This is a genomic window from Labrenzia sp. VG12 (genome assembly GCF_002237595.1).
Lineage (GTDB): Bacteria > Pseudomonadota > Alphaproteobacteria > Rhizobiales > Stappiaceae > Roseibium.
On record NZ_CP022529.1, the window covers coordinates 137,152 to 163,272 of the forward strand.

The 26,121-nt window shown below is 59.5% G+C and carries 23 protein-coding genes; 10 read left to right on the top strand and 13 right to left on the bottom strand.

Annotation, left to right across the window (positions count from 1 at the left end; genetic code table 11):
* Positions 1-6: 6 nt before the first annotated feature.
* Positions 7-714 (bottom strand): YafY family protein, encoded by a 708-nt coding sequence (locus tag CHH27_RS00585; protein WP_094069842.1) that lies wholly within the window; start codon positions 712-714, stop codon positions 7-9.
* A 79-nt stretch (positions 715-793) separates the two neighbouring features.
* On the opposite strand from CHH27_RS00585, the gene CHH27_RS00590 reads away from it, so the two are divergent.
* A complete protein-coding gene (locus CHH27_RS00590; protein ID WP_094074434.1) occupies positions 794-1,390 on the top strand; it encodes a glutathione S-transferase family protein in 597 nt (198 codons plus the stop codon).
* An 89-nt stretch (positions 1,391-1,479) separates the two neighbouring features.
* Here CHH27_RS00590 and CHH27_RS00595 read toward each other — a convergent pair whose 3' ends face one another.
* A complete protein-coding gene (locus tag CHH27_RS00595; RefSeq protein ID WP_094069843.1) occupies positions 1,480-1,980 on the bottom strand; it encodes a PilZ domain-containing protein in 501 nt (166 codons plus the stop codon).
* 321 nt (positions 1,981-2,301) lie between these two features.
* Between CHH27_RS00595 and cysQ the strand changes: the two genes are divergently transcribed.
* Genes cysQ through cysN form a run of 3 tightly spaced genes read left to right on the top strand, consistent with a single transcriptional unit; the run spans position 2,302 to position 6,067 of the window.
* A complete protein-coding gene (gene cysQ, locus CHH27_RS00600; protein WP_094069844.1) occupies positions 2,302-3,144 on the top strand; it encodes a 3'(2'),5'-bisphosphate nucleotidase CysQ in 843 nt (280 codons plus the stop codon).
* Positions 3,145-3,201: 57 nt separating this feature from the next.
* Positions 3,202-4,131 (top strand): sulfate adenylyltransferase subunit CysD, encoded by a 930-nt coding sequence (gene cysD / locus CHH27_RS00605; protein WP_247646171.1) that lies wholly within the window; start codon positions 3,202-3,204, stop codon positions 4,129-4,131.
* Between the two features lies 1 nt (position 4,132).
* A complete protein-coding gene (gene cysN / locus CHH27_RS00610; RefSeq protein WP_094069845.1) occupies positions 4,133-6,067 on the top strand; it encodes a sulfate adenylyltransferase subunit CysN in 1,935 nt (644 codons plus the stop codon).
* Positions 6,068-6,094: 27 nt separating this feature from the next.
* Here cysN and galE read toward each other — a convergent pair whose 3' ends face one another.
* Entirely contained in the window at positions 6,095-7,084 is a 990-nt protein-coding gene (galE, locus tag CHH27_RS00615; protein WP_094074436.1) for a UDP-glucose 4-epimerase GalE, read from the bottom strand.
* A 194-nt stretch (positions 7,085-7,278) separates the two neighbouring features.
* Between galE and CHH27_RS00620 the strand changes: the two genes are divergently transcribed.
* A complete protein-coding gene (locus CHH27_RS00620) occupies positions 7,279-8,292 on the top strand; it encodes an NAD-dependent epimerase/dehydratase family protein (protein ID WP_094069846.1) in 1,014 nt (337 codons plus the stop codon).
* A 9-nt stretch (positions 8,293-8,301) separates the two neighbouring features.
* On the opposite strand, the gene CHH27_RS00625 is transcribed toward CHH27_RS00620, so the two are convergent.
* Positions 8,302-8,778: a YbaK/EbsC family protein gene (locus tag CHH27_RS00625; RefSeq protein ID WP_094074437.1), complete on the bottom strand. Its 477-nt coding sequence runs from the start codon at positions 8,776-8,778 to the stop codon at positions 8,302-8,304.
* Between the two features lie 539 nt (positions 8,779-9,317).
* Entirely contained in the window at positions 9,318-10,478 is a 1,161-nt protein-coding gene (locus tag CHH27_RS00630) for an FAD-binding oxidoreductase (protein ID WP_094069847.1), read from the bottom strand.
* A gap of 122 nt (positions 10,479-10,600) precedes the next feature.
* On the opposite strand from CHH27_RS00630, the gene mnmD reads away from it, so the two are divergent.
* Positions 10,601-11,329, top strand: a complete 729-nt coding sequence (gene mnmD, locus CHH27_RS00635) for a tRNA (5-methylaminomethyl-2-thiouridine)(34)-methyltransferase MnmD (RefSeq protein WP_094069848.1) — start codon at positions 10,601-10,603, stop codon at positions 11,327-11,329.
* A gap of 21 nt (positions 11,330-11,350) precedes the next feature.
* On the opposite strand, the gene CHH27_RS00640 is transcribed toward mnmD, so the two are convergent.
* On the bottom strand, positions 11,351-12,235 hold the full coding sequence (locus CHH27_RS00640) for a LysR family transcriptional regulator (protein WP_094069849.1): 885 nt from the start codon (positions 12,233-12,235) through the stop codon (positions 11,351-11,353).
* A 157-nt stretch (positions 12,236-12,392) separates the two neighbouring features.
* On the opposite strand from CHH27_RS00640, the gene bla reads away from it, so the two are divergent.
* Positions 12,393-13,289 (top strand): class A beta-lactamase, encoded by an 897-nt coding sequence (bla, locus tag CHH27_RS00645; protein WP_094069850.1) that lies wholly within the window; start codon positions 12,393-12,395, stop codon positions 13,287-13,289.
* A gap of 177 nt (positions 13,290-13,466) precedes the next feature.
* Here the strand turns inward: bla and CHH27_RS00650 are convergent, their stop codons facing one another.
* The 4 genes from CHH27_RS00650 to CHH27_RS00665 all read right to left on the bottom strand — a co-directional run bounded on the left by CHH27_RS00650 (position 13,467) and on the right by CHH27_RS00665 (position 19,559).
* Complete coding sequence (locus tag CHH27_RS00650) at positions 13,467-16,562, bottom strand: EAL domain-containing protein (RefSeq protein ID WP_157738632.1); 3,096 nt, start codon at positions 16,560-16,562, stop codon at positions 13,467-13,469.
* Between the two features lie 236 nt (positions 16,563-16,798).
* A complete protein-coding gene (locus CHH27_RS00655) occupies positions 16,799-17,749 on the bottom strand; it encodes a 2-hydroxyacid dehydrogenase (RefSeq protein WP_094069852.1) in 951 nt (316 codons plus the stop codon).
* 118 nt (positions 17,750-17,867) lie between these two features.
* Positions 17,868-19,007, bottom strand: a complete 1,140-nt coding sequence (locus CHH27_RS00660; RefSeq protein WP_157738633.1) for a serine hydrolase — start codon at positions 19,005-19,007, stop codon at positions 17,868-17,870.
* Between the two features lie 186 nt (positions 19,008-19,193).
* Complete coding sequence (locus CHH27_RS00665) at positions 19,194-19,559, bottom strand: metalloregulator ArsR/SmtB family transcription factor (RefSeq protein WP_094069854.1); 366 nt, start codon at positions 19,557-19,559, stop codon at positions 19,194-19,196.
* A gap of 222 nt (positions 19,560-19,781) precedes the next feature.
* On the opposite strand from CHH27_RS00665, the gene CHH27_RS00670 reads away from it, so the two are divergent.
* Together CHH27_RS00670 and ettA are read left to right on the top strand one after the other, a co-directional pair.
* Positions 19,782-20,762 (top strand): acyl-CoA desaturase, encoded by a 981-nt coding sequence (locus tag CHH27_RS00670; protein WP_247646172.1) that lies wholly within the window; start codon positions 19,782-19,784, stop codon positions 20,760-20,762.
* Positions 20,763-20,941: 179 nt separating this feature from the next.
* Entirely contained in the window at positions 20,942-22,591 is a 1,650-nt protein-coding gene (ettA, locus tag CHH27_RS00675; protein ID WP_094069856.1) for an energy-dependent translational throttle protein EttA, read from the top strand.
* Positions 22,592-22,710: 119 nt separating this feature from the next.
* Here the strand turns inward: ettA and CHH27_RS00680 are convergent, their stop codons facing one another.
* The 3 genes from CHH27_RS00680 to CHH27_RS28455 form a co-directional block, all read right to left on the bottom strand.
* Complete coding sequence (locus CHH27_RS00680; protein ID WP_094069857.1) at positions 22,711-23,238, bottom strand: RICIN domain-containing protein; 528 nt, start codon at positions 23,236-23,238, stop codon at positions 22,711-22,713.
* Between the two features lie 118 nt (positions 23,239-23,356).
* Positions 23,357-23,689 (bottom strand): DUF2834 domain-containing protein, encoded by a 333-nt coding sequence (locus tag CHH27_RS00685; protein ID WP_094069858.1) that lies wholly within the window; start codon positions 23,687-23,689, stop codon positions 23,357-23,359.
* Positions 23,686-23,808 (bottom strand): hypothetical protein, encoded by a 123-nt coding sequence (locus CHH27_RS28455; protein WP_256386418.1) that lies wholly within the window; start codon positions 23,806-23,808, stop codon positions 23,686-23,688. Before CHH27_RS28455 ends, CHH27_RS00685 begins: the two co-directional genes overlap by 4 nt.
* A gap of 55 nt (positions 23,809-23,863) precedes the next feature.
* On the opposite strand from CHH27_RS28455, the gene CHH27_RS00690 reads away from it, so the two are divergent.
* Positions 23,864-25,966, top strand: coding sequence for an FUSC family protein (locus CHH27_RS00690; RefSeq protein ID WP_094069859.1), 2,103 nt, complete (start codon positions 23,864-23,866; stop codon positions 25,964-25,966).
* Positions 25,967-26,121 lie beyond the last annotated feature (155 nt).

Consider the following 26,121-nt stretch of genomic DNA (forward strand, 5'->3'; position numbering starts at 1 on the left):
CGGCCTTCAGCCTTGTGCGCCGGAGGCAGTCCTGTTGCGTCGCCCGGCTACATAGTCCCTGAGCAAGCTGACCCGTTTCGGCCGGAAGCTCTCAGTGCCGCGTGTCATCGTTTCGATGCGGCTGACATGAAAATGCCGGAAGTCCTGCCGCAGGCGGCAATGGGCAAGCAAAAGCAGCGTGTCCTCTCCATAGGACATGCCGAGCGGCCAGATCTCGCGGTTCGTCACCCGCTCCTGCATGTCGCGATACGAAATTTGCAGGCTGAATTCCTGCCAGCAGGCTTCGCGCAGGAGCGCCAGATCAATCGCGACCGGCGGGCGCTGATCCTGTCGCCGCCAGCTCCGCAGCACGGTGTGCATGGCCTGGCGGGCCTGGGCATCGGGCAGGGTGGCGACGATCCGGGCAATCGCGGTGCGCCCGGCCTCGATCAGGGCGGTGTCGCCGATCTGTTCCAATCCACTTTGGGCAAGTGCGAGCGCCTCGATCTCCAGCCGGGAAAAGCTCTGCGGCGGCAGGGACGTGTCTTCCGTCAGCGTGTAGCCGACACCGGCTGCCCCATCGATCAGGGCGCCGCCGGCCCGTAATGTTGCAATATCCCGATAAAGCTGGCGCAGCGACACGCCGCTTTCTTCCGCAAGCCGGGCTGCTGTGACCGGTTGCGGCAGCCGCCGGAGCGTGTCCATCAGGCGCATCAGTCTGTCGGTGCGGGCCATGATCGCGATTTCCTCCTGCCGGAAAATGTCAGCAGGGGGACGCTATAGCTTCTCCGTCCAATTCGAAAGGAGCATTTTCATGACCACGCTTTACCACTCTCCCAACAGCCGGTCGTCTTCCCTTGTTGCACTCGTCGAAGAACTCGGCGCGGCGGTCGACATCAAGGAGGTGACGATCACTCGCAATGACGGCAGCGGCGGACCCGACCCGCTGAACCCGCACCCGGAAAAGAAAGTGCCCTATCTCGTGGATGGAAACGAAAAAATCCGCGAGCGCGGTGCGATTGTTCTTTATCTGACGGACAAGTTCCCCGAGGCAGGTCTCGGACCGATCGAGGGACAACCCGGCCGCGGTGAGTACCTGTCCTGGCTGTTCTACTACCAGGGCATCATGGAACCTGTTGGCGTCTTTCACTTCACCGGCTTGACCCATCCGGCCCTGACGGCCACGTTCCGGGACTTTGATACCATGGTCCAGCGACTTGCAGAGGCCCTTGAGGACCAGCCCTATCTGCTTGGCGACCGGTATTCGGCGGCGGATCTCCTCTGCAGCAGCCCGTTCAACTGGGCGCCGGATCTCATGCCGGACAACCAGGCCATTCGTGATTGGGTGGCACGCTGCTCGGACAGGCCGGCTGTCAGGAGAATAATGGAGCAGGACAAAAGGGCCGCCTGATCGGCCCGGATGGCAGAAACAAAAAAGGCCCTTCAGCAGATGCCGAAAGGGCCAACCTCGTGGAAAGAGACGACGCGAAAGCGTCGGCCTCAGCGCCGTTTGCCGAAAGTCGGTTTGCCGCCACCTGTCGGCCGCGCCTTGCGGGTCGGGCCTTGCGGCACGCCTTGCGGGTCGCTGAAATGCTTGCGCTGGAAGAAGTTGTCCGGGCTGTCGCGCCGCTCATCAAGTTCGCTCTTCAGCGCCTCTTCAGACGTTTTCAGCACCTGCGCGCGCTGCGCCGACACCGGGCGTTTTTCACTGATGAACTGCACACCGCAACGCAGGCCTTCTTCCCAGCGCCGTTCGCAGGTCACTTCATAGTCTTCCAGATCGATGTGAAGGTCGAATTCCTTCGGCAGCATGAAGGCCTGCTCGAATTCGAGCATGGCGCCGCCGTCAGAAATATTGCGCACGGTGCAGGGGATGGATCTCAAGCCGTGCTGGAAGACCATTTTCCCTTTCTTGAACACGCGGGCTCGCCGCGCCCGAGGAAACTGATCGCTGGCGCTTTCATCCGCAACATGGTGCGGGACTGGTTTGGCGTCCGACATAGTCATCTCACGGTTAACGTGCCTCATTGGACGGTTTCCGCCCTACTCGGAAGCCAGTTTAACAACAAATGCCTTGCCAATCCGTGAATCTCTGGTGCCGCCGCCAAGAATTCCCATGCGCCCCCGAAATCGGCCCATCCGTTTGCGATTTGCAATAAAACGGCGTAAGCGAGGGGAAGAGAAACCTGAGCGTTTTCATTTCGCGGGCATTCGTGGAACACCATTCCTTGAATTGATACAGGTTCTTTCTTTATTTACGGGCAAGCCAAACGAAGGAAAGGCGCGGATAATCGTTTGATTTCCGCCAAGATTGAGGCGTTGATGACCGAAGACCAGATATCCTTTTTGAACCAGCTTGCGATCCGCGCTGGTGAGGAAATCCTGAAAATTTATGCTCAGCCCTTCGAGGTTGAGAACAAGACGGACGGATCTCCGGTTACCAAGGCCGATGCAGCTGCGGAAAAAATCATATTGGCGGGGTTGGCAGACCGCTTTGCCGACATTCCCGTCGTTGCCGAAGAAAGCGTCGAAGCGGGAAACCTGCCGATTGTCGGTGACCGTTACTTCCTCGTCGATCCCCTGGATGGAACCAAGGAATTCCTGAAGAAGAACGGCGAGTTTACGGTCAACATCGCCTTGATCGAGGACGGTCAACCAGTCTTCGGTGTGGTGTCGGCTCCCGCGCTTGGCGAAATTTTCTGGGGTGGACGTCTGGAAGAAAACGGTTCGACGCAGACCGCCGCGTTCAAGGGCAGGATCGAAGGTGGCGCGGTGTCCGGCACGGAGCGCATCACCGTGCGGACAGCGCCTGCAGAAGGCCTGAGCGTCCTGGCCAGCCGGTCGCACATGTCGGAGGAAACGGCATCCTTCATCAGCAATTTTCAGGTCGCGGAGCAGCTGTCCGTTGGCTCTTCCCTGAAATTGTGCTGGGTGGCAGCCGGTCGCGCAGATCTCTATCCGCGCCTTGCACTGACAATGCAGTGGGACATCGCGGCAGGCGACGCTGTCGTGCGCGCAGCAGGTGGCGCGGTTGTCTATGCCGAAAACGGTGCGGATTTCAGTTACCAGGTGCCCCGCAATGCAACCAAGGACGATCTGCGCAACCCGCATTTTCTTGCCGTGAGCAACAAGGCACTGCTTGAAGGCCTGGCACCCGCCGCCTGACAGACCTCCCGGACCTGATGACGACGGCCGCTTCAACGGCCCAACGGAAAAGCGAACATGAACATGCAATCTCAGGGGATCACACCCGAGCGCCTTAGCAATCTGAAGCGGCTGGAAGCGGAAAGCATCCACATCATCCGCGAAGTTGCCGCAGAATTCTCCAATCCGGTGATGCTCTATTCCATCGGCAAGGATTCAGGGGTGATGCTGCATCTGGCTATGAAGGCCTTTTACCCCTCGAAACCGCCATTTCCGCTGTTGCATGTGGACACGACCTGGAAATTCCGTGAGATGATCACGTTTCGCGACGAGACCGCGAAGCGTCTTGGCATGGATCTTCTCGTCTATACCAATCCGGAAGGGCTGGCGAAGAACATCAATCCGTTTGATCACGGTTCGTCGGTGCACACCCATGTCATGAAGACCGAGGCGCTGAAACAGGCGCTCGACAAGTATGGTTTCGATGCCGCTTTCGGTGGTGCCCGCCGGGACGAGGAAAAATCGAGGGCCAAGGAGCGCGTGTTCTCGTTCCGGAACGCCAGTCATGGCTGGGATCCGAAGAACCAGCGGCCGGAACTCTGGAGCCTCTACAACGCCCGGGTTGCCAAGGGCGAAAGCATTCGCGCCTTTCCCCTGTCCAACTGGACCGAACTCGACATCTGGCAATACATCCTGACGGAAAGCATTCCGATGGTTCCGCTCTACTTTGCCGCCAAGCGGCCAGTGGTGAACCGCGATGGCATGCTGATCATGGTTGACGACGAGCGCATGAAACTGCAGGCCGGTGAAACGGTTGAGGAGAAAATGGTCCGTTTCCGCACGCTCGGCTGTTACCCGCTGACCGGCGCCATTGAATCGGACGCCGATACGCTGCCCGCCATTGTCCGTGAAATGCTGATAGCCCGCACGTCGGAGCGCCAGGGTCGCCTGATCGACAAGGACGAAAGCGCCTCAATGGAAAAGAAGAAGCGCGAAGGATATTTCTAAGATGACCATCACCGATATCCAGACCTCCACCGAAACAGCGGTTACCGATTATATCCTGGCACAGGAAACCAAGGACCAGCTGCGCTTTCTCACCTGTGGTTCCGTGGATGATGGCAAGTCGACCCTGATCGGCCGCCTTCTCTACGATACAAAGCTGATCTTCGAAGACCAGCTTGCGGCACTGGAACGCGATTCCAAAAAACACGGTACGGTCGGCGAGGAGATCGATCTCGCTCTCCTGGTTGATGGTCTTGAAGCCGAGCGCGAGCAGGGCATCACCATTGATGTTGCCTACCGTTTCTTTGCCACCGAGAAGCGCAAGTTCATCGTTGCCGATACGCCGGGACACGAACAATACACCCGCAACATGGCCACGGGCGCGTCAACCGCGGATCTTGCTGTGCTGCTGGTCGATGCCCGCAATGGCCTGATGGTCCAGACGCGGCGCCATGCCTTCATTGCCTCCCTGCTGGGGATCCGGCATGTGGTGCTGGCGATCAACAAGATCGATCTGGTTGGCTACTCGCAGGAACGATTTGAAGAAATTCGCAAGGAATTCGAGACCTTTGCCAATGGGTTCGACTTTGAGACCCTGCAGGCGATCCCCATGTCGGCGCGCTACGGCGACAATGTCACGGCCAGCAGCGACAAGATGGACTGGTATTCCGGCCCGACGCTCCTGGAGCACCTGGAAACCATCGAGGTCGGCGAGCATGTTCTCGAGGCACCGTTCCGGTTCCCGGTCCAGTGGGTCAACAGGCCGAACCTCGATTTCCGCGGTTATTCCGGCACGGTCGCCAGCGGCAGCGTTGCCGTTGGGGATGACCTTGTTGTCGCCGGACCGGCCAAGATCTCCAAGGTAAAGTCGATCATCGGGGCAGGCGGTGAAGTGTCCGCCGCCCGGGCCGGCGAGGCGGTCACCATCACGCTGGAAGACGAGATCGACATCTCCCGTGGCGACCTTCTGTCATCGACGGCACATAGGCCGGAGGTGGCAGACCAGTTCGCAGCCCATGTCATCTGGATGTCCGACGAACCCTTGCTGCCCGGTCGGCCGTATCTTCTGAAGATCGGCACACGCACGGTCACGGCGACGGTTTCGGAAATCAAGCACAAGATCAACGTCAACACGTTTGAGCATGTCGCCGGCAAGACGCTCGAGCTGAACGAGATTGCGTTCTGCAATTTCGCACTGTCGTCCTCCGTGCCGTTCGATCCCTATGAAGCCAACCACACGACCGGCTCGTTCATCCTGATTGATCGCATGTCCAACGCCACCGTTGGCGCAGGCATGATCTGGTTCGCGTTGCGTCGGGCGAGCAATATTCACTGGCAGGCCCTTGATGTCGACAAGGCCGCGCGCTCGGAAAAGCTCGGTCAGAAACCGGCCGTTCTCTGGTTCACGGGTCTGTCTGGTTCGGGAAAGTCGACCATAGCTTCGATTGTGGAGAAGAAGCTGCATGTCGATGGCCGGCACACCTATACGCTCGATGGCGACAATGTCCGGCACGGGCTCAACAAGGATCTTGGCTTTACCGATGCCGACCGGGTGGAAAACATCCGCCGCGTGGGTGAAGTCGCCAAACTCTTTGCCGATGCGGGACTGATCACGCTGGTGTCCTTTATCTCGCCGTTCCAGTCCGAGCGGCAGTTGGCGCGCGATCTGATGCCCGAAGGCGAGTTTATCGAGGTCTTTGTCGATACGCCCATCGAGGAATGCCGGAAACGGGATCCGAAGGGGCTTTATGCCAAGGCGGATCGCGGCGAGATCAAGAACTTCACCGGCATCGACAGCCCGTATGAGGCCCCCGTGAATCCGGAAATCCATATCCGCAATGTCGGACGGGAGCCTGAGGAAATTGCCGAGGAAATCGTCGATTACCTGCGCCAGAACGGGTTCCTGAGCAGCTTCGGTGTGGATGGCGAAGGTATCTGATCGGTCCCGGCCGGCGAAATCGCGCGCCTAGACGCGGTTACGCCGGCCGAGCGCCTGTTCCCACCTGTAGGCATCGCCCACGATGCGATCTATGCTGTCCAGCCTGGGCGTCCAGTTGAGTTCGGACCGGGCAAGGCGGTTGTCGGCGACGACCTCCGGGCAGTCGCCGGCGCGGCGCTCGCCCATTTCGACGGTGAAGTCATTGCCGGACACGGTTTTGACGGCGCGCACCACGTCGAGAACCGAATATCCCCGGCCATACCCGCAATTGGCAACCAGATTGCTGCCGCCCTTGCGCATCCGATCCACGGCGAGCCTGTGCGCTTCGGCAAGATCCGAGACATGGATATAGTCCCGGATGGCCGTACCGTCGGGTGTGTCATAGTCCTGGCCGAAAACCGTGAGCGCAGGCCTTTTGCCAAGAGCCGTTTCGCACGCAACCTTGATGAGATTGGTGGCATCACGGGTTGCCTGTCCGGCTCGTCCCTCCGGATCAGCGCCTGAAACATTGAAATAGCGGAGCGCTGTTACGGTCAGATCATGGGCCCTTGAGGTGTCCTGCAACATCCGTTCGGTCATCAGTTTTGACGCTCCGTAAGGTGCCTCGGGGTGAACCGGCGCTGTTTCGGACACAGGAACACTGTCGGGTTGCCCGTAGACGGCAGCCGTTGATGAGAAAACAAAGTGCTTGATCCCGCAGGCAACGGCAGCTTCAACGAGACCGAGTGAATTTACGGTGTTGTTGCGATAGTATTTCAGAGGGTTTTCGATCGATTCCGGCAGGATGATCGAGCCGGCAAAATGGATGATGGTTTCAATGGAATGCGTGCGCAGCACGTCCTCGACGGCAGCCCTGTCCGCGATGTCACACTGAAAGAACGGCACGTTTTCCGGCACCAGCCAGTCAAAGCCGGTGCTGAGGTTGTCGATCACCACCGGCGTCTCTCCGGCATCCAGGAAGCTCAGGACGGTGTGACTGCCGATGTAACCGGCTCCGCCGGTAATCAGAACGGTCATCTCTTTTCCACCCTTCCTGTCAGCGCGGCCGCCAGACCTGACCCTGATACGCGATTCCTGTAGCGGGCAGCAAATGAACAAAGCGGCGTTCGGCGGGACTTTCCGATTGCCCGGCGAAGCGAAGCCTTTTATGACCACGCCGTTGACCTGAATTTTTCTGACCAAAAATCCGATTTGAAAGGCTTTGGCGCAACATGAAAACCGTTCTGGTGACCGGCTCTGCGGGTTTTATCGGCTATTACCTCTGCACCCGCTTGCTGCAGGATGGTTTTCGGGTCATCGGTCTCGATGCGATGACCGACTATTATGATGTCCGGCTCAAACAGAGACGTCAGCAAATGCTGTTGCAGCACGAGCATTTCACAGCGGTGAACGACCGGGTTGAAACACCGGATCTCCTGATGTCGCTGTTCCGCGCCGAAACGCCCGACGTCGTCATTCACCTGGCAGCGCAGGCCGGCGTGCGTTATTCGATCGAACAGCCGCGATCCTATCTGGAAAGCAATATCTGCGGCACGTTCGAACTGCTGGAAGCGGCAAGAGCCTACCCGCCGGAGCATATGTTGCTGGCATCGACCTCTTCGGCCTATGGCGCCAACTCCGAGATGCCATATACGGAGACCGACAAGGCCGACCATCAGATGTCGTTTTACGCCGCGACCAAGAAGGCGACGGAATCGATGGCACATTCCTATGCGCATCTCTATCACCTGCCAGTCACCATGTTCCGCTTCTTCACGGTGTATGGTCCATGGGGGCGGCCCGACATGGCGCTGTTCAAGTTCACCAAGGCCATTCTCGAGGATCGCCCGATCGACGTTTACAACCACGGCGACATGAGGCGCGACTTTACCTATGTGGAAGACCTGGTCGAGGGCATTCGCCTGTTGATAGACGCCGTGCCCCAACGGCTGGAAGAAGGCGAAGCCGTGCCGAAAGGTGACAGCCTGTCGCCGGTTGCTCCCTGGCGCGTGGTCAATATCGGCAATTCCAATTCCGTTCAGCTGACCGATTTCATCGAGGCGATCGAGGCGGCCACCGGCAAGCGGGCCGAGCGCAACCTGATGCCGATGCAGGCCGGCGATGTGCCGGCCACCTGGGCCAACGCGGATCTTCTGCAAAAGCTGACGGGCTATCGCCCGAAAACGAACGTCCAGGAAGGCGTCGCAAAATTTGTTACCTGGTACCGCGACTATTACGGCGTTTGAAACGCCTGATCAGTCGGCGGTCACCGGTGGCTGACAGACATCCACCCATTCTGCCGCGGTAATCTCCGCAAGACGCAACGGAGAAATCCGGACAGCGGCATTGGTCGCACCGGCCGCAGGGATCACGATGTCAAAATCCTTCAGGGAAACGTCACAATAGACCGGCAGCGGTTGCGCCAGCCCAAAGGGACAAACGCCACCAACCGGATGGCCTGTCAGGCGCTCGACTTCGTCCAGACCCAGCATCTTCACCTTGCCGCCAAAGGCAGCCTTCGCTTTCTTGTTGTCCAGCCGTGCGTCGCCGCGGGCAACCACCAGGAATATCCGGTCCTTGAGCTGGAAGGACAACGTCTTGGCAATCTGGCCCGGTGTCACGCCATGCGCCTTGGCGGCGAGGTCCACAGTTGCACTGCTGTCGTCAGTCACGATGACCTCAAGGTCGGGAGCAACTGCGCTCAGATGGGTGCGGACGCTTTCTAGGCTCATGGAAAAGTCTTTCATCAAACTGGCGGGAACTCGAAAAGGATGAATACAGGTGACCTGTGCGATCTGGCAAGTCTGCCAAGAATTTGTGCATATCTGCATTTGCGGGCTGTCCCAATTTAACAATGTATTCATTATAATCTTAAACGGGTTTTAACCATTAGGTACTTAAACGGTACATTGACGGAGAACTGGGATCATCCTTTGACCTCCGCGGTTTGTGTCTTTTAAGGAATGCCTCAATGGCAAGGGCCATGACAGCTGCATCGCAAGTTTGTCCTCCTGGGCAGGAGAAAGACGAGCATGTTGATCGTGTGGCTAAACGGGGTGGGACCATGAACATGCCGCTCTTGGTGGCAAAAAATCTCCTGTTCTGGGGATCGATTTCGATCAGCCTGTATGGGCTGTATGCCGTGGTCGCTGCACTCTGACTGCTGCCTGCAATCGCGGGTCGGCAGATGTCCGCAGTATGCGTGAATGCTGCCTCATTCTTTTTCCGTCAAAACCAAAATAGCTTGAAAGCCGCTGAGCTGCTGAAATCGTCAGCTATCTGCGTCAAGACGGTTCGCGCCGAAATGATGGTCCGTCCGAAACGTTTCGGGTAGGGGGACGACGGGCTTTTTTCCTGAAATCTCGGCTATGAGGGCGTCGGCGATCAGATGGGCGATGCCAAAGGAAATCTTGAAGCCGCCGGTCGCAGCAAAGACATTTTCATGCCCAGGCAAACGGCCGACCAGGGGATCGCGCTTGTGGCAACGCGGCCGAATACCGGCCCAGTCGGAGAGGATCTTCCGCCCCTTGAGCGACGGACAGAATGCCGTCGCCCGTTGCAGCAGTTCGGTGGATCTGTCTGCTGACGGGAGATCGTCCTGAAACTCTCGATCAGACGTGCTGCCGATGGCAACGGTGCCATTGGCATGGGGAACGACATAGAGACCGTCGCAATAGATGGCAGACCGGTCTTCCAGGCCCTTTCCATCCAGAAGCAGAGCCTGCCCTTTTTCACCCCGTCCGACGCGCTCGCCGGTCAATCGCTCGATCAGGTCAAAGGCGGCAAAGCCGCCTGTGACGACAAGTGAACGAGCTCTTGCCACCGCCTGTCCATTGACATTCTCAACCCTTGAGCTTGTCGGATCGAAGCCGCTCACCTCGATGCCTTCCAGCAGGGTGCCATGTTGGCGGACAAAGGTGGCAAGAGAGGCAAGGTATTGCCGCGGAGAAATGCGGGCTGCCAGGGTCTCATAGACAATGCCATGGGGCGCGGCGGCCGCGTCCAGCCAGTCCGACCGGCTGCCTGCTGTCTCGACGACATAGGTGAAACCGGTTTCCTCCGACTTCCAGCGAATTTTGCTTTCCTCCGCCCGTTCCAGGTGGTGCTCAAGCTTGTCTGTCGTGGTCAGCGGCAGGATGCGGCCGCAGCGGGCATAGCCGCAGGTCTGTCCGGTCTCCGTTTCCAGCAGGCGGATACGCTCCTCCAGGCAGGAAAGGGCCTGGAACTGGAATTCCTTCTTGGGGTTCCAGCGGGCCGGCATGTGCGGCATCAGGGCGCCAAGGACACCGCCGCTTGATCCGGCCCCGACATGGGCCCGGTCGAACACAACTGTCTTCAGCCCCGCTTCGATCGCCGCACGTGCGATGGCCAGCCCGAAAATGCCGGCGCCGGCGATGGCAACGTCATAAGTGTCCGAGGCGGCAGGGGCCATGGCGAAAATCGTCCCAGAAAGTTGAATGTTCGGTCCGCGTCTCTTATGAGACCGCATGCAATACGGCAGGGCCTTGGAAGGACCTTGCCGGGAACCGCACCTTCTAGGCAGAACAGGGCAAGATGTCTACCAAAGCGCCGGATCTGGAGTGGTTGGAGGGCGATGTGCCGCGGGCCGGCGCCTTCGACGACACGTATTTTTCCAGGGCAGGAGGACTGGCGGAAACCCGCCATGTGTTTCTGGCCGGCAATCGCTTGCCTGAGCGTTTTACGGCGCGTGCACGTTTCACCATTGCCGAATTCGGCTTCGGCACGGGGCTCAATTTCCTGACAACGCTGGCCGCGCTGCGCCCCCTGGAAACCGCTCCGGCGCTGACTTTCCTGTCGTTCGAGATGTTTCCCATGTCGGTGGATCAGCTCGCCCGGGCCCTTTCTGCCTTTCCGGAGCTTGGCGATCTGGCGGAACAGCTCCTTGGGAACTGGGCACCGCAGCCTGGCTGGAATTGCCTGACCGTTGCAGACGCCCGGCTCCTTCTGGGCATCGGCGATGCCAGGGAACTGATCTCCTCCATCAACGCTGCGCACAAGGAGAATATCCTGCAGGCGCCGCCGCTTGATCCTGTCGACGCCTGGTATCTGGACGGTTTCAGCCCGTCGAAAAACCCGGAACTCTGGGACCTGGACCTTTTGAAGACCGCCGCTGCCCTGACCGCACCGGATGGCACGCTGGCCACCTATACAGCCGCCGGCTGGGTGCGCCGCAATCTGGAAGCCGCAGGGTTTGAAATTGAGAAAGTGCCGGGTTTTGCGGGCAAACGGGAAATGGTTGTCGGTGTGAAGACGCAGGTCTGACACCAGGCTTCGAACGATTTCTCAAACGGTTCGGGGCTCGCTTTTAAACACTCCCTGGAGCCAGGTTCGAAACTGTGTCATCGCGGCGCTTTCCTCGCGGGACTTCAACCAGGTTAGCCAGTAGCTGCCCGTCAAAACGCTGGCCTTGAAAGGCTGCACCAGCCGCGCGGACCGAAGATCGTTTTCGAACATGCAGACCGGCACCAGTGCAACACCTGCGCCTTGCGCGGCGGCTTCCGCCATGGTCAGGGAACTGTCGAACATCCAACCACGCGCCTGAGGCGGTGTCAGGGAGACACTCTGGAACCATCTCGACCATTCGTCCATCCGGTAACTGCGCAGCAGAGGTTCGCCAAGCAGATCCGCGTGTTTGTTCAGTCTGGCGGCTGTTTCCGGCGTGCAAACCGGTGAAAATGGTGCATCCATCAGGTGCAGGGCGTTGGTGCCGTGCCAGGCGCCGTCTCCGAAGCGGATGAAGCAATCCAGGCCGTCGGCAAGGATGTCGGCCCGGTTATTGTTGGTCTTCAGCCGCAAATCGATATGAGGGTGCGTGCGGGAGAAGTCGGGAACACGGGCAAGCAGCCAGCCGGTGGCGAATGTGCCGACGACGCCCAGTGTCAGCACTTCCTGATAGTTGCCATCTTCGATACGGCTGAGCGCCGCCCGCATTCGCTGAAAGGCATCCGTCAGCACCGGGAGCAGGGCCTGGCCCTCGTCGGTCAGGGCGACGCCGCGCGGAAGGCGTTCGAACAACGTGATGCCGAGCAGGTCTTCCAGCGCTTTTACCTGGTGGCTGATTGCGGTTTGTGAAACGTGCAGCTCGAGCCCGGCGCGGGTGAAGCTTGTCAGCCGGGCGGAGGCCTCAAAGGCGCGAAGCGCGTTGAGCGGCAGCTGGGAAACATCCATGGAACCCTCAAGATGACCAAGTTTCTCTCATGTCAGACCGGAGTAATCATCATTTGCGTAATATCTATGGCAACGGCACGTTGACCCTGCTTCTGCGACCGCCCCGGGGGGCAACCGGGCGACAGCAGATCTGACCAAACCAGGAGAGACGATTCCTATGTTGCGATTGACCCGAACCGTTGCCCTTGCAAGTGCCGTCCTTGCCGGACTGTCCCTGTCGATACCCTTTGAGGCTGTCAGGGCGGCCGACTTCGTTGCAACGCCCCTGGCATCTGTTGTGCTCGATGCCGAAAAACGTCTGTCTGCCCGCGTTGGTGTTTCCGTGATCGATCTTGAAACGGGCACCAGGTGGCAGAACCGGGCGGACGAGAGGTTCCCGACCAACAGCACGTTCAAGACCTTTCTGTGCGCGGCGTTTCTGGATGCAGGGGCGAGGGGAGCAGTCGATCCGGACCGGGCGATTGTCATTCGCCAGAGCGATATCGTGTCCTATTCGCCGGTCGCCAAGGAAAAGGTCGACGGAGCCCCTGTCACGCTGCGCGAGCTGTGCGCGACGACTGTGACCATCAGCGACAACGCCGCTGCCAACCTGGTGATGAAAGAGCTTGGTGGGCCTGAGGCCGTGACAGCCTATCTGCGCAGCATCGGCGACGAGGTAACCCGCGTCGATCGGTGGGAACCCGATAGCAACAGCGGCATTCCCGGGGACGCGCGAGACACGACCAGTCCGAACGCTGCGGCTGAAACCTTGAAAAAACTGGTCCTGGAAGAGACCTTGCCAGATGCCGAACGCCGGCTGCTGACGAAATGGCTGGTCGGCAACAAGGTCGGCGATGCGACCTTGCGTGCGGGCCTTCCTGAGGGCTGGCGCATTGCCGACAAGACAGGTGCAGGTGCCAACGGCTCTCGCAACAACATCGCGGTGATCTGGCCGGAAGGACGCAAGCCGGTGGTGATCGCGATCTACATCACCCAGACCGCAGCCTCCTTCAAGGCTCGCAACGCGGCCATCGCCGATATCGGCCAGGCGCTGGCAGCAAGCCTCGCGCCCTGAAGGTCGCCGTCATGAGTTGATGCCTGGCAGTGTTCCCACCAAATGCGTGGCATCGGTCTTTTCGGGCCGTTGCCACCTGCAAACACGCGACGAAACCGCCTGCGACATCGCGTTGAGCAGTCTCAGCGCGGCCTCGCACCCTGCGTTGGACTGCTCTCCGGCTGCCCTGAACGGTGGTCAACCGGTGGCTTGGTTTTTCAAGCGAGGCCCTGGGCACGCATAGCGGCGGGTCCATTGCAGGCACCAGCCTGGAATGTCTTCCGCGGGCATGGGCCGGGCAATGGCGAACCCTTGTGCGAAGCGGCATCCAATGCTTTGCAGCATGCGGCCATGCTCTTCCGTCTCAACCCCTTCTGCCAGCACTTCCAGATCGAAAATGCGGCCAAATCCGACAATGCTCTTCAGAATTTCCTGGTCTTCCCGGTTGTGAAGCATGTCGCGGACAAAGCCCTGGTCGATCTTCAGCGTATGCAGCGGAAGTTGCTTCAGATAGACCAGCGACGAGTAGCCGGTGCCGAAATCGTCAAGCGCGAAACGCACGCCGAGCTGCGTACAATGCCGGATGATGTCGGCGATCTTGTCGAAATCGTTGATGGCGCTGGTTTCAAGGATCTCGATTTCAAGCCGCTCTGGATCTGCGTCCGGATGCCGGGCGAGCTGGGCTTCCAGCTTGCCGACAAAATCGGAGGCCAGCAAATGCACGGCGCTGGCATTGACGCTGACGCCTATATCAAGGCCACTTGTTCGCCAGGTTTCGATCTGTTGCAGCGCCGAGCCGATCACCCAGTTGCCGAGCGGAACTGCGATGGACGGGTTCTGCTCGATCGGCGGAAGAAAATCACCAGGCAGCAACAGGCCGCGTTTCGGGTGTTGCCAACGCAGCAACGCTTCGCAGCCGAGCAGGCGCCCGGATTCCAGGTCGACCTTGGGCTGGTAGTGGAGCAGAAACTCTCCTTCCTCCAACGCCTTCTGCGCCTCGGCAACCCGCGCGAACTGCGATGCGATTTCCTTGTCCTGATCCGGATTGAAAAAACGGTACTGGTTTCGCCCCGCCAGCTTGGCTTCGTACATCGCCTGATCTGCCTGCCGTTCCAGCTGGTCAGCATCGATGGCCTGCGTTTGCGGGAAGAAGGTCACGCCGGCGCTGGCTGTCACCTTCACTGCGTGATCGTCAATGTCGAACGGGGCTGCCGCTGCGGTTTTGAGCCGATCAAGCGTTCCGATGCAATCCATCGGATCGTTCAGATCGGTGATGATGGCGACGAATTCGTCACCGCCGATCCGCGCAAGTGTGTCTTCGGAGCGCAGCATCGACTTGAGGCGGCGCGAGGTGGCAACAAGCAGACTGTCTCCGGCAGCATGCCCCAGGGTGTCATTGACCGTTTTGAACCCGTCCAGGTCGATGAAGACAACAGCAATATGGTGATCATGACGTTTGGCGCGCGCCATGGCCTGGTTTAGCCGATCGGCCAGCAGCGCCCTGTTGGGCAGCCCGGTGAGCTTGTCATACTGGGCAAGGTGCTCCAGTTCCTGCTCGTGATCCTTGATTGCGGAAATGTCGGAGAACAGGCCGACGAAGTTGGCCGTCTTGCCATCGGCGCCCTGCACGGCGCTGATGGTCAGGATTTCCGGATAGACCCGCCCGTCCTTGGTCTTGTTCCAGATTTCGCCGCGCCAGGCGCCTTCGTCCTGCAAGGCGCGCCACATGTCCTTGTAGAAGGCCTTGTTGTGGCGTCCGGACTTCAGCATCCTGGCATTCTTGCCGAGGACTTCGTGCCGGTCGTACCCGGTGATTTCCGTGAAGGCCTCGTTGACGTCGACGATCACGCCATTGGGGTCTGCAATGATGATGCCTTCATCAGCCACGGTAAACACGCTTGCGCTCAGCTTGAGCTTGCTCTCGGCCTCCTTCTGGAGGGTGACGTCCTTGGCAACGGCATAAACGAGCCCGTCTGTCCTGTCCGTACGTGCCGACCACAACAGGTTCCTGTAGTTGCCGTTTTTGCAGCGCCACCTGTTCTCAAAACCGTCAACGTCAATGCCTTCCAGCAAGCCCGAAAAGGCTTCGCGCGTCCTGTCCAGATCGGCTGGATGAACCAGAGACATGAAGGGGCTGGACTGAAGTTCCTCCAGACCGAAGCCAAGGACCTCGAACCACGCGTCGTTCATGCGCTTGATCTTGCCCTTGTAGTCGACCACGAGATTGAGCGATTGGGTCTGATTGAAAAAGGCCTCAACGACATGCTGCGAGTGTTTGCGCTGCTCGATCTCGTGCGTCAGGTCGGCAGTGCGATCCCTGACCCGGTTCTCCAGATCGAGATTGAGGGTGGCAAGTTTCGCCTGCGTGTTCCGCAAGGTGCGGTTCATGTTGCGAAGGGACAGGAAGCGCCAGATGACAAAGCCGGTGCAGAGCACCGCCATCAGGACGCTCATCGCGAACACGATCCGGCTGCGCGACCAGAAAGGTTCGGGCGTGCCATACCATTTGGTGTAGATGGCGTTGTATTCGGGCGAGAGCAGAAACGCCGTAACGGCAGCGCTATAGGCCGCGTGCAGGTCTGCGCTGTCTTTTCGAAATTGCAGGCCACGCGGGACTTCACGCATTGGGGCGCCGACGATCTTGATCTTGTCCTCGACCTTCAACCGTCGCGCAAGACCCGAGAAGACCGTGTCGGGATAAACCACGGCATCGACTGATCCGGACAGGAGGCCGAAAAGGGCATGTTCTGGGTCTTCGTAGACGGTGAGATCGATGTCCTTGCGATCCCGCAGGAGATACAGGCCAACATTGTTGATCACCACACCGACGGATTTGCCATGCAGGCTGCCGAACGTGTTGACGCTGGCCGACCCGTCCCGCACGAAGATGACGATCCGAAACGTTTCAACGGGATCTGTAAACAGGCTTGAACCAAGTCTCTGCGGAACGATGCCGCTGTTGGGAACGACATCTGCGGTGCCGTCTTCCAGCCGGCGATTGGCTTCGGCGAAGGTTTTTGCAACCGAGTATTCAACAGTGAAACCAAGTTGTGCTGACAGATGATCGAACACGTCGATCGCGAAACCCTGCGGTTCACCGGTCGCTGAAAGGCTGTAATGCGGTGGCCAGTTTTCCGGCACGGCGGCGACCACCACCCGCGGTTGGGTTTGTGCCGCCAGGGCTCCCTTGCCCTTTGGGGCTGCCCAGCTGCTTGACGCCGCCCAGAGCGGCAGCACCAAAAACAGCGCCAGCAGCGCAGTCACCCGCTTACCCGATGTCTCCCGAAATCCCATGTCAAACTGGTCCCTGAAATCCTGACGGGTGTCGCCTCTTTCCGAAGCAGTCCCTTTCACTTCCAAGCTGCGTTTGTCATGAAAATTCAGAAATCTGAATATTTATCTAAGTCTATGAAATATAAGTATTCTATCGATTGTGAAAATTGCCAAATAGTGTGTCGGGGTGTTTGTGCAACCGCATTGCATTCCTGTTGAGATGAAAGGCGTGTCTTCCCCGGGTATACCGTGTCTGCTCAGTTCATTTCCGGAACCGGCGTCACTGCCTTGCCGGTCTCGAACCAGGCGTTCAGATTGTCGACCACAAGCTGGCCCATGGCGTTGCGGGTTGCCTGGGAGGCAGAGCCGACATGGGGAAGCACGGTAACGCGCGGCAGTACCAGAAGCGCAGGCGGCACATGTGGTTCGGCTTCAAACACATCCAGGCCGGCCCCGTAGATCTTGCCGTTTTCCAGCGCGGCAATCAGAGCGGCTTCGTCGATGACCGTGCCCCGGCCGATGTTGATCACGATGCCGGTCGGCCCGAGTGCCTCAAGCACGTCGGCATTGACCGCATGGTGCGTTGCTGTACCGCCCGGTGCGACCACCATCAGCGTGTCGCAGGCGGTCGCAAGCCCGGTCAGGGACGCATGATAGGGATAGGCGATATCGTCCTGTTTGCTGCGGCCATGGTAGTGAATGCGCATGCCGAAGGCCTCGGCGCGTTTCGCGATTGCCTTGCCGATGCGTCCCAGCCCGAAAATGCCGAGCGTGCGTCCCTGAAGGGTGGCCTGGGTCAGCGGGTAGGGACCCTTGGCTTCCCAGTTGCCCTGCCGCAGCCACCTTTCCGCCTGGCCGAACTCGCGCACCGTCATCAACATCAGTCCAAGGGCGGTGTCAGCGACTTCCTCGGTCAGCACGTCGGGCGTGTGGGTGACCATCACCTGGGCAGCCAGGCAATCGTCGGTGTTGATATGGTCATAGCCGACGCCGAAGCTGGAGACGATCTCCGCATTCGGGAGTTTGGAGAGCAGTGCGGTGTTGACCGGCCCGAAGGCCATGGCGATGCCGCGGACCTTTGGCCCGATCTCCGCCAGCATCGCGTCCGGGTCTTCCGCCTCATAGAGCCGGTGCACGGTGTAGCGCGCGTCAAGCTGCTCCTGAACGATCGGCAGCATCGGGCGGGGCATCAGGAGTTCGATGGTCATGAAAGGGATCCGGTGGCGGGAAGACTGAGAAGAGCGACGTGGAGCCGTGAAGATACAAAAAACGAAGCGGAGGGAAAGTCAAACTTCGGAACTTTGTCGGCTTGTGGATCGGTCCGGCTCACCCGTCCTTTCGGCCGTAGAGATAGGTCTCGATTATCTGCATTGCTTCAAAGGCGTTGCCAAGATCGTCGTCCAGACCGGCGACGAAGATCAGGTCACACTGATCGGCATAGTCACCCCATTGGACGGAAAACAGATCGTTGCCGCCATCATGCCAATAGACCCGCCCGATCCCGTTGATATCCTGCACGACCAGTCCATAACCGTAGTGACTGACAGCGTCATCGTCTTCCGCGATATGGGCGGTGTGAATTGCCGCAAGTGTTTCGGGTCGAACGATTTTCCCCTCTAGGACGGCGCGGCGGAACCGAAGCATCTCCGGAACCGTGGAGATAAGACCGCCGTTTCCGATCAGGTTCCAGGAAGGGGTGTGTCCGCCCCAGCTGGCTTCCCATATGCCCTGGCCGCTCTTTGTCCTGATCGATCGGGTTTCATCATAAGTGCTGAGATAACCGGTGTTCTCAAATCCGAGTCCGGACAGAATATCCTGCTGCAGATACTCTTCGTATGTTTTTGTGGACCGCAGCTCGATGATTGCGGCAATGAGACCATACCCGACATTGGAATAGGTGTAGGTCTGGCCAGGGATCGACAGGAGCTTGCTTCGAAAGGCGCGTGCCAGAAAATCCTGTCTTCCGATTGGCTCTTCGTCATCTCCAACCGCCTCGACAAATCCGGCCGAATGTGTGAGCAGTTGGTGCAGGGTAATCCCGGCCTTGTCGTCCGGAACGTCCGGAAAGATCTCCGAAAGTGTCTCGTCGAACCGGACCTTGCCCTCGTCAACCAGCTTTGCAGCCATGACAGCGGTCACCGTCTTGGTCACGGAATTGATGTCAATCTGCATCGTTTCTGGGTCGATCCAGTCTTCGTCAAGGACGCCAAACTCCTGAACGCGAATGGGACCGCCCTTGTGAGACACGCCGACAACAAAGGGAAGGTTGGCATCGGCGATCCTGCTGAGCGCATGTTGCAGCCGGGCATCGAAGGGAGCCTCTATGCCAAGAACGGGGGCAGATGACGCTGGATCCGGTTGCCCCGCCAGACGCCCAAAAAAGACAAGGCCGGCAACAAGAACGGCACTACAGGCAAAGCCGAGCGCATAAAATGATCGTCGACGGTAGGCATTTCGCAAGAACAAGCGGAGCTCCAGGTTGGGCATCCTTAAAGGGGCACGCCGTGCAGACGATCCGGCGCAAGCCTGATCGTCTCACACATCAGTCCTGATGGCACTCTCTATAAGTGTGCTGCGGGTGGTGTTGTCTTTTTGGTTGGCGGAATCAAGGCGCAAAGAACCGGGCTGCTAGCGCGTGCAAGCGGCAACGGGTCAGCTGTCGTTCAACCTGGTTTTGTCCTTCAAGGCCGCGCTTTCCTTCTTGAGAGGGCGGGACACCGGGCAGACTTCCTGAACGTAGCTGTTGAGCGTGTTGGTCAGGCTTTCCTGCACGATGGAATAGTGCACATACTGGCCGCGCTTTTCCTTGCGCACCAGTCCCGCACTTTCCAATACACCCAGGTGTTGGGAAATCGACGGTTTGGACATGTCGAAACGGTCGGCAATTTCGCCGGCGGTCAACGAACTGTGGGACAGATAGGCGAGGATCTTGCGCCGAGGCGCGGAGGCAAGGGCCTCGAAGATCTTCTGGATGCCACCGGACTCTGCCGCGTTCACAGACTCCTGCAGGTCACTCATGTTCTGCGCTCCGGTTCCTTGACGGTTCAAAATATCAATTAGGTGGTTGCCTAATTATCTAACAGATGGTAATTAGCTTACAGCCTAAATAATGGACGTCCGTTCCAAAGGCAAGCACCCGCTGACTTCGGCGGATCCGTCACAAACCAAACCAGCATGCTTTCGGAGAGGTCTCCGGAAGGTGAGAACCTGCGCCCGTTTGCCGGGAAGGAGGGGAGTATCATGTCTTCAGTTCCATATCCCTCGATGAAGGCCGTCTCGACGGAGCGCGTTTCGTCCGATGGTGGCGCCAATCCGGTAGAAGGCGAGGTCGTCTTCAAACCCGTCAAGGCCATCTGGATCGGCGGCATGACGGCCGCCGCTCTGGTGGCCGGCCCATTGACGGCAACGCCGTCTGCTGTCGCCGTCTTTGTCATTTTAACCGCGATCACGATCTGCGGCGGCCATTCGGTTGGCATGCACAGGCTCCTGATCCACCGGTCCTTCCGCACACATCGCAACATAGAGCGGTTTCTGGTCTATCTCGGTGTCCTGGTGGGCATGGCCGGCCCGTTCGGCATGATCCGGCTTCACGATTTTCGCGACTGGGGCCAGCGACAGCCAGACTGTCATGATTTCTTTTCCCATCGGTCCGGCTTCTGGAATGATGCCTGGTGGCAGCTTTGTTGTGGCATCAATCTGAAGACGGAACCCCGGTTCACGATCGAAGACGATGTTGCCAACGACCCGTTTTACCGGTCCGTCGAAGCCACCTGGATGGCACAACAGCTGGTCATTGCCGTACCGCTTTATCTCCTTGGCGGTCTGCCCTTTGTGATCTGGGGTGTGTGCTGCCGTGTCTCGGTGTCGCTCATCGGGCATTGGCTGGTCGGCTATTATGCGCATCAGCCCAAGGACCACTTGCTCTACATCGAAGGTGCCTGCGTTCAGGGCTACAATCTGCCGAGGCTTGGCCTTGTCACCTTTGGCGAAGCCTTCCACGAAAACCACCACGCGTTCCCGAACTCCGCGAAACTGGGGATTTTGCCCGGGCAGACAGATCCGGGCTGGTGGCTGGTGAAAACCCTTGAACGGCTTGGCCTTGCCTGGGACGTAAAGACGCCGGAAACCCTGGAGGCGCGGCCCGGTCTCTCGGTTAATTCCGGGGGTGGAGACAGGCCGGAGATCGGACCTTTCTGGCTCAAAACCCTGCCCAGGATCTGAGATTGGTCGCGATGCGGTAGGGGTACCGCAAGCCTCTCCTTGTCAGGAAGCAGTGGAGGTGGGCTCCGATGTGAGAGGCCCCCCTCAATTCCCCCCATTGCCCCACGGTCAAAACTCCCCTAAAAGACGCCGCAGAATTCCAAAGAATCCCGTCAGCTTTAGTGGAGAAGCGGAGCCCCATGGCGCGCCAGTTCATTTATCACATGCATGGCCTGTCCAAGGCCTATAACGACAAGAAGGTCCTCGACAACATCCATCTGTCCTTCTACCCGGACGCCAAGATCGGCATCCTGGGTCCGAACGGGGCCGGTAAGTCGACGCTCTTGAAGATCATGGCCGGTATCGACAAGGAATATTCCGGCGAAGCCTGGGCGGCAGAAGGCGCCAAGGTCGGCTACCTGCCGCAGGAGCCTCAGCTCGACAATTCCAAGACGGTGATGGAAAACGTCATGGAAGGTGTCGCCCACAAGCAGGCCAAGCTCGACCGCTACAACGAGCTGATGATGAACTACTCGGACGAGACCGCCGAGGAAGGGGCCCAGCTTCAGGATGAAATCGACGCCCAGGACCTGTGGAACCTGGAAAGCCAGGTGGAAATGGCGATGGAAGCCCTGCGCTGCCCGCCGTCCGACAGCAGCGTTGAGAACCTTTCCGGTGGTGAGCGCCGCCGTGTCGCGCTTTGTAAACTGCTCCTCAGCGAGCCGGATCTCCTGCTCCTCGACGAACCGACCAACCACCTGGACGCTGAAACCGTCCACTGGCTGGAACGGCACCTCAGAGAGTTCAAGGGCTCCGTCCTGATCATCACCCACGACCGCTACTTCCTGGACAATGTCACCGGCTGGATCCTGGAGCTCGACCGCGGTCAGGGCATTCCGTACGAGGGCAACTACTCGGTCTATCTGGAAAAGAAGACCAAGCGCATGGAGCAGGAAGGCCGCGAGAACATGGCCCGCTCCAAGGCGATCTCGCGCGAACGCGAGTGGATGGGCATGTCGCCCAAAGGCCGTCAGACCAAATCGAAGGCCCGTATCAAGGCCTATCAGGACCTGGTCGCGATGCAGGAAGAGCGTCAGCCGACCATCGAGCAGATCCTCATCCCGGTGGGCGAGCGTCTCGGTGCCAACGTCATCGAGGTCGACGGCGTTTCCAAGGGCTTCGAAGACCGGCTTCTGATCGACAACCTGTCCTTCAAGCTGCCGCGCGGCGGCATTGTCGGCGTCATCGGCCCGAACGGCGCCGGTAAATCGACCCTGTTCAAGATGCTGACCGGCCAGGAAAAGCCGGACAGCGGCAACGTCACCATCGGTGACAGCGTCCAGCTCGGTTATGTCGACCAGTCCCGCGATGCGCTCGACCCTAACAAGACGGTCTGGGAAGAGATTTCCGGTGGCGCCGAGGTGATCTATCTCGACGACAAGGAAATCAACTCGCGGGCCTATTGCTCGTCCTTCAACTTCAAGGGCCCGGCTCAGCAGGCCAAGGTCGGCGACCTCTCCGGTGGTCAGCGCAACCGCGTTCACCTCGCCAAGGTCCTGAAAAAGGGCGCCAACGTGCTGCTGCTCGATGAGCCGACCAACGATCTCGACACCGAGACCCTGGCCGCTCTTGAGGACGCGCTGGAAAACTACGCCGGCTGCGCCGTGGTCATCAGCCACGATCGTATGTTCCTCGACCGTCTGGCAACGCACATGCTTGCCTTTGAAGGCGACAGCCACGTGGAGTGGTTCGAAGGCAACTTCGAGGACTACGAAAAAGACAAGGTTCGCCGCCTCGGGGCCCATGCCGCCGACCCGCGCCGGATCAAGTACAAGCCGCTGACACGTTAAGCGAAGCGGCAAACACCGAAACTGGAAGAGGCGGCCCGATCGGGCCGCCTTTTTTGGTTTTGCGCAGCGTCTGGTGAGCGGGGCCGAGAGGAGCCGGACAGGACCGCGCAAAAGGCGGCTTACTCCTGGATCACCCACTGTTTTTCTGGTGCCGGTGTTGACGTGCAATCGGCAAGTGCCAGGTCGCGGGACACGAACGGGCCGGCCTGACGTGTTTCGCCAGGGCTCGCCAGGCAAAGGTCGGCGGCGCCCTTCGGATGAAACTCAAGCTTGCCCACATCGTAGGTGAAAGCCTGAAGCGGCGTATCTGAGCAATTCAGAAGACCGAGGCTGACACCGGCTGCGGCCGGTTGCAGCAGTTCCGCGCAGAGGTTCTCGAATGTTACAGAGCGGATCTGGCCGGATTTCGGGTCGTAGAGAAACTGGACATCACCGCCTTGCGGTTTGCAGGAATGGGCATGAAGACGGTCCGACAGGCCGCGGCCGACCGTGTCGATGCAGAAGCCGAGCTCCTGGTTTTCATCCAGGTTGTCCGCCAGAAAGATCACAGGGGCAGGTGTCTTCAGGTCGGGCGGAGACGCCTGGGCGTTGTGGGTTCCTGAAAGCAGCAAAACGGCTGCGACTGCAGCAAGGCCGGTGCGGATCATGAGCAACTCCAGAACTTGAAAGCTCTGTAACGCTGGGCATCCGAAGCCCGGGCGGCAACAGCGCGCCCCTCTGCAAAAGTGTAACGGAATGTCTCTGAGGCGCCCCTCATTGTCGGCGTCAGGCGTGGATAGGGCCGGGCTGTTTCTCCAGGGCCCGTTCCCGTAGCCACAGATAGAGCGGCAGGCCAAGCGACAGTCCAACCAGCCAGATCGCCGGGATGGTCAGCCTCCAGCCAGCCACGTTGTTTTCTCGCGCATCCCGAAAAGACCAGATCCAGAAGACGGCACAGGAGATCAGAAGATCCACCGTGAAACCTATTGCCGGCCCGGTTGCAAAGATCTGCGCAAGGAACAGGGGCAGGTCGATGCCGTTTTGCGCAAGAAATGCGGCAAAGAAGGACCAGGGGAGGAGTGTGCCGACGATGGCAGCGATGAGATAGATGGTCTTCATGAGGTCTGGTTTCCGTCGTTGGAGCCGGTATCGAGCTTTTCAAACAAGAGGGGCTGCTGCTCAATTCCCTTGAAGGGAATAAAATGGTCTGGATGGCTTTCGTTGCCGGGACCTGCCATTCTGATCATCCAGTTGCCCAGTCACCGATTTGGAGAATGCGGTCCCGGTTTTTCGATGCGTCATCAAGTTTCCGATTTCCTGACATGGGTGTTGCGATATGACCCCGGCGGGCTGCGGTTGGTACGCGGGCTTCACCTGATGGTGACCGTGCTGCTCTGCGTGGCTCTTGCCAACGGACTGGCGCTGTTTCTGGACAAGGTGCCGGCCTTTACCATGGCCGTGCTGACAGCTGCGGCGGGCAGCCACTGCCTCGTCTTCACCCCGGTTTCCACCCGGCAGGAGGAAATGGCGAGCATCCTGCGCATGGGAATGGTGGTCACCGCCTTGTTTGGCGTCGGTGCGGTGATTGGCTGGCTTGCGGGCACGGCTGCCATGATGGTTCTGCAGGTGGCCTGGGTCGGGGTGATTGCGGTTGGCTTTGCCCTCGATGGTCTCGGCGGGTTCTGGCAGCGGACAGGCCGCGCAATCTCAATCTTCTGGCTGTTTGTCATCCTCACCAGCCAGCCGGAATCGCCCGGAATTTTGCTGCCTGTTCTCGCCGTGCTCGGTGCCGTTGTGGCGTTTGTGGTCCGGATCGGCCTGTGGCGTCCGTCCAGCGAAGGCACTTATCTGAGGGTCGAACGGACCAACCGGCAAGCGCTTGCCGACCATCTCGAGGAGGTCGCAGCTGACCTTACCGGCCAAACGCCGCATGCAAATATTCCCGTTCGTGAACTGGCGCGATTGCGCATGGAGTTGCAGCTTTGTGTTGCCCTGATCGGCCCGACCCCGGCAGCGCGTGGTCTTTCCACCGAAACGGCAACGATGATGGAGCTTGCTCTTGAGGTGGTTCGCGATGCCACAGGGCATCTGTCCGAAGAAGCGTGCGGCAGACTGCGCGCTGATGCGGGGTTTTCGGCAGACCTCGGCATGGTTTCCGGCAAGCTGCGATCGGGACAGGCACCTGAGACACCTGACCTTGACCTGAAATGGGCAGAGCCGGATGCTGACCTTGAGACCCAGGACCAGTTTCAGATCCTGAGGATTGCACAATCCTTCAAACGGCTCTGGCTGCTTGCCGAGCGGGGAAACCCCGTGCTGGAGGCCGAAGAAAAGGTGCAACCTGGAACCGGCGCGGCCTGGTTCCGCCAGCTGGACTGGCGGCTTGCGCTCCAGGGGGGCGTCGCCGCGTCGCTTGGATTGGCAATCGGCTGGTTTTTCGAACTCAGTCACGCCTACTGGGTAACCCTGACCGTCGTTGTGATCCTGTGCAACAGTCTGGGCACCACCGTTCAGAAGACGGTGCAACGCGTTGGCGGGACGGCTGTGGGTGTCGGGGTTGCCATGCTGGTCGATCCGCTGCTCTCAGGGCTGCCTGAACTCCGTCTTGCGCTGATCGTTCTGTCCATCCCGGCCATCGTCGTTTTCATGGATCGGAACTACGCCATTGCAGCAGGGTTCATCAGCTTCATGGTCGTGGCGGGGCTGCATGCAATCGTCGGTCTGCCGATTGGGGCTCTCTGGGTGCGCCTTTGGGACACGATCATTGGCGCAGGTGTCGGGCTTAGTGTTGCCTGGATCCTGTTCCCCAATCGCACGGGTGAAACCATCTCCACTCTGACCAGGGCCTATCTGTCGGCCTGTGCGGCAGCTCTGCAGGAGAGTGGCGCCACGGCAGCGGACGACCAGCAGGACTTTGCCGATCTGCGCCAGAGCGCGAGCAACCTGGTCAAAACGGCAAGGTCCTACCGGGCTGAGGTCGCGCCCTGGTCGTCCTATTCCGAGACTACCAGCGACCTGGATGTCCTGGTCATCGTACTTGGCCACTATGTCATCTTGTACCGCCAGGCCCGGGCCGTGGTGATGAAGGCCGCGACCGGCACCAGGGAGACGGCGATCGCATCGCTCGTGGCTCGAATGGATGACCGGGTGAACAGTGAGATCGCTGCCGTTCTGGAGGGACGGGACAAGCAGGCCGTGCCCGGACTGGCCGACGACTGGCTGGCAGCCATGCCGGATGCCGAGGCTGCCGGACCGCAGCTGATGACCAACTGGGTCGCCATGCTCTATCACGCCCGCAAGATCGTCCGCTGTCTCGACGGACTGCGTCAGGACGGGCTGTTGAGAACCGCGTCCGACCTGACGCCACCCATTTCCGGGGCTCTTCACGAGAGTTGAAAGCCGGCGGAGGAGGGAAAGCGCCTTACCAAGATTTCATCCTGGCGCCTTCATCCGGCTGCAATTTGAACCGCAGATTGTGTTCCATGTCACAATCGGCTCCGCGCAGACATGCAATAAGTGCGCTTCGGCCTCGCCCGACAGGAGGATATTCA

Excerpts from the sequence above, each read along its gene's own strand:
- CHH27_RS00585 (WP_094069842.1), bottom strand. The coding sequence starts at position 714 with ATGGCCCGCACCGACAGACTGATGCGCCTGATGGACACGCTCCGGCGG.
- CHH27_RS00590 (WP_094074434.1), top strand. The coding sequence starts at position 794 with ATGACCACGCTTTACCACTCTCCCAACAGCCGGTCGTCTTCCCTTGTT.
- CHH27_RS00595 (WP_094069843.1), bottom strand. The coding sequence starts at position 1,980 with ATGTCGGACGCCAAACCAGTCCCGCACCATGTTGCGGATGAAAGCGCC.
- cysQ (WP_094069844.1), top strand. The coding sequence starts at position 2,302 with ATGACCGAAGACCAGATATCCTTTTTGAACCAGCTTGCGATCCGCGCT.
- cysD (WP_247646171.1), top strand. The coding sequence starts at position 3,202 with ATGAACATGCAATCTCAGGGGATCACACCCGAGCGCCTTAGCAATCTG.
- cysN (WP_094069845.1), top strand. The coding sequence starts at position 4,133 with ATGACCATCACCGATATCCAGACCTCCACCGAAACAGCGGTTACCGAT.
- galE (WP_094074436.1), bottom strand. The coding sequence starts at position 7,084 with ATGACCGTTCTGATTACCGGCGGAGCCGGTTACATCGGCAGTCACACC.
- CHH27_RS00620 (WP_094069846.1), top strand. The coding sequence starts at position 7,279 with ATGAAAACCGTTCTGGTGACCGGCTCTGCGGGTTTTATCGGCTATTAC.
- CHH27_RS00625 (WP_094074437.1), bottom strand. The coding sequence starts at position 8,778 with ATGAGCCTAGAAAGCGTCCGCACCCATCTGAGCGCAGTTGCTCCCGAC.
- CHH27_RS00630 (WP_094069847.1), bottom strand. The coding sequence starts at position 10,478 with ATGGCCCCTGCCGCCTCGGACACTTATGACGTTGCCATCGCCGGCGCC.
- mnmD (WP_094069848.1), top strand. The coding sequence starts at position 10,601 with ATGTCTACCAAAGCGCCGGATCTGGAGTGGTTGGAGGGCGATGTGCCG.
- CHH27_RS00640 (WP_094069849.1), bottom strand. The coding sequence starts at position 12,235 with ATGGATGTTTCCCAGCTGCCGCTCAACGCGCTTCGCGCCTTTGAGGCC.
- bla (WP_094069850.1), top strand. The coding sequence starts at position 12,393 with ATGTTGCGATTGACCCGAACCGTTGCCCTTGCAAGTGCCGTCCTTGCC.
- CHH27_RS00650 (WP_157738632.1), bottom strand. The coding sequence starts at position 16,562 with ATGGGATTTCGGGAGACATCGGGTAAGCGGGTGACTGCGCTGCTGGCG.
- CHH27_RS00655 (WP_094069852.1), bottom strand. The coding sequence starts at position 17,749 with ATGACCATCGAACTCCTGATGCCCCGCCCGATGCTGCCGATCGTTCAG.
- CHH27_RS00665 (WP_094069854.1), bottom strand. The coding sequence starts at position 19,559 with ATGAGTGACCTGCAGGAGTCTGTGAACGCGGCAGAGTCCGGTGGCATC.
- CHH27_RS00670 (WP_247646172.1), top strand. The coding sequence starts at position 19,782 with ATGTCTTCAGTTCCATATCCCTCGATGAAGGCCGTCTCGACGGAGCGC.
- ettA (WP_094069856.1), top strand. The coding sequence starts at position 20,942 with ATGGCGCGCCAGTTCATTTATCACATGCATGGCCTGTCCAAGGCCTAT.
- CHH27_RS00680 (WP_094069857.1), bottom strand. The coding sequence starts at position 23,238 with ATGATCCGCACCGGCCTTGCTGCAGTCGCAGCCGTTTTGCTGCTTTCA.
- CHH27_RS00685 (WP_094069858.1), bottom strand. The coding sequence starts at position 23,689 with ATGAAGACCATCTATCTCATCGCTGCCATCGTCGGCACACTCCTCCCC.
- CHH27_RS28455 (WP_256386418.1), bottom strand. The coding sequence starts at position 23,808 with ATGGCAGGTCCCGGCAACGAAAGCCATCCAGACCATTTTATTCCCTTC.
- CHH27_RS00690 (WP_094069859.1), top strand. The coding sequence starts at position 23,864 with ATGCGTCATCAAGTTTCCGATTTCCTGACATGGGTGTTGCGATATGAC.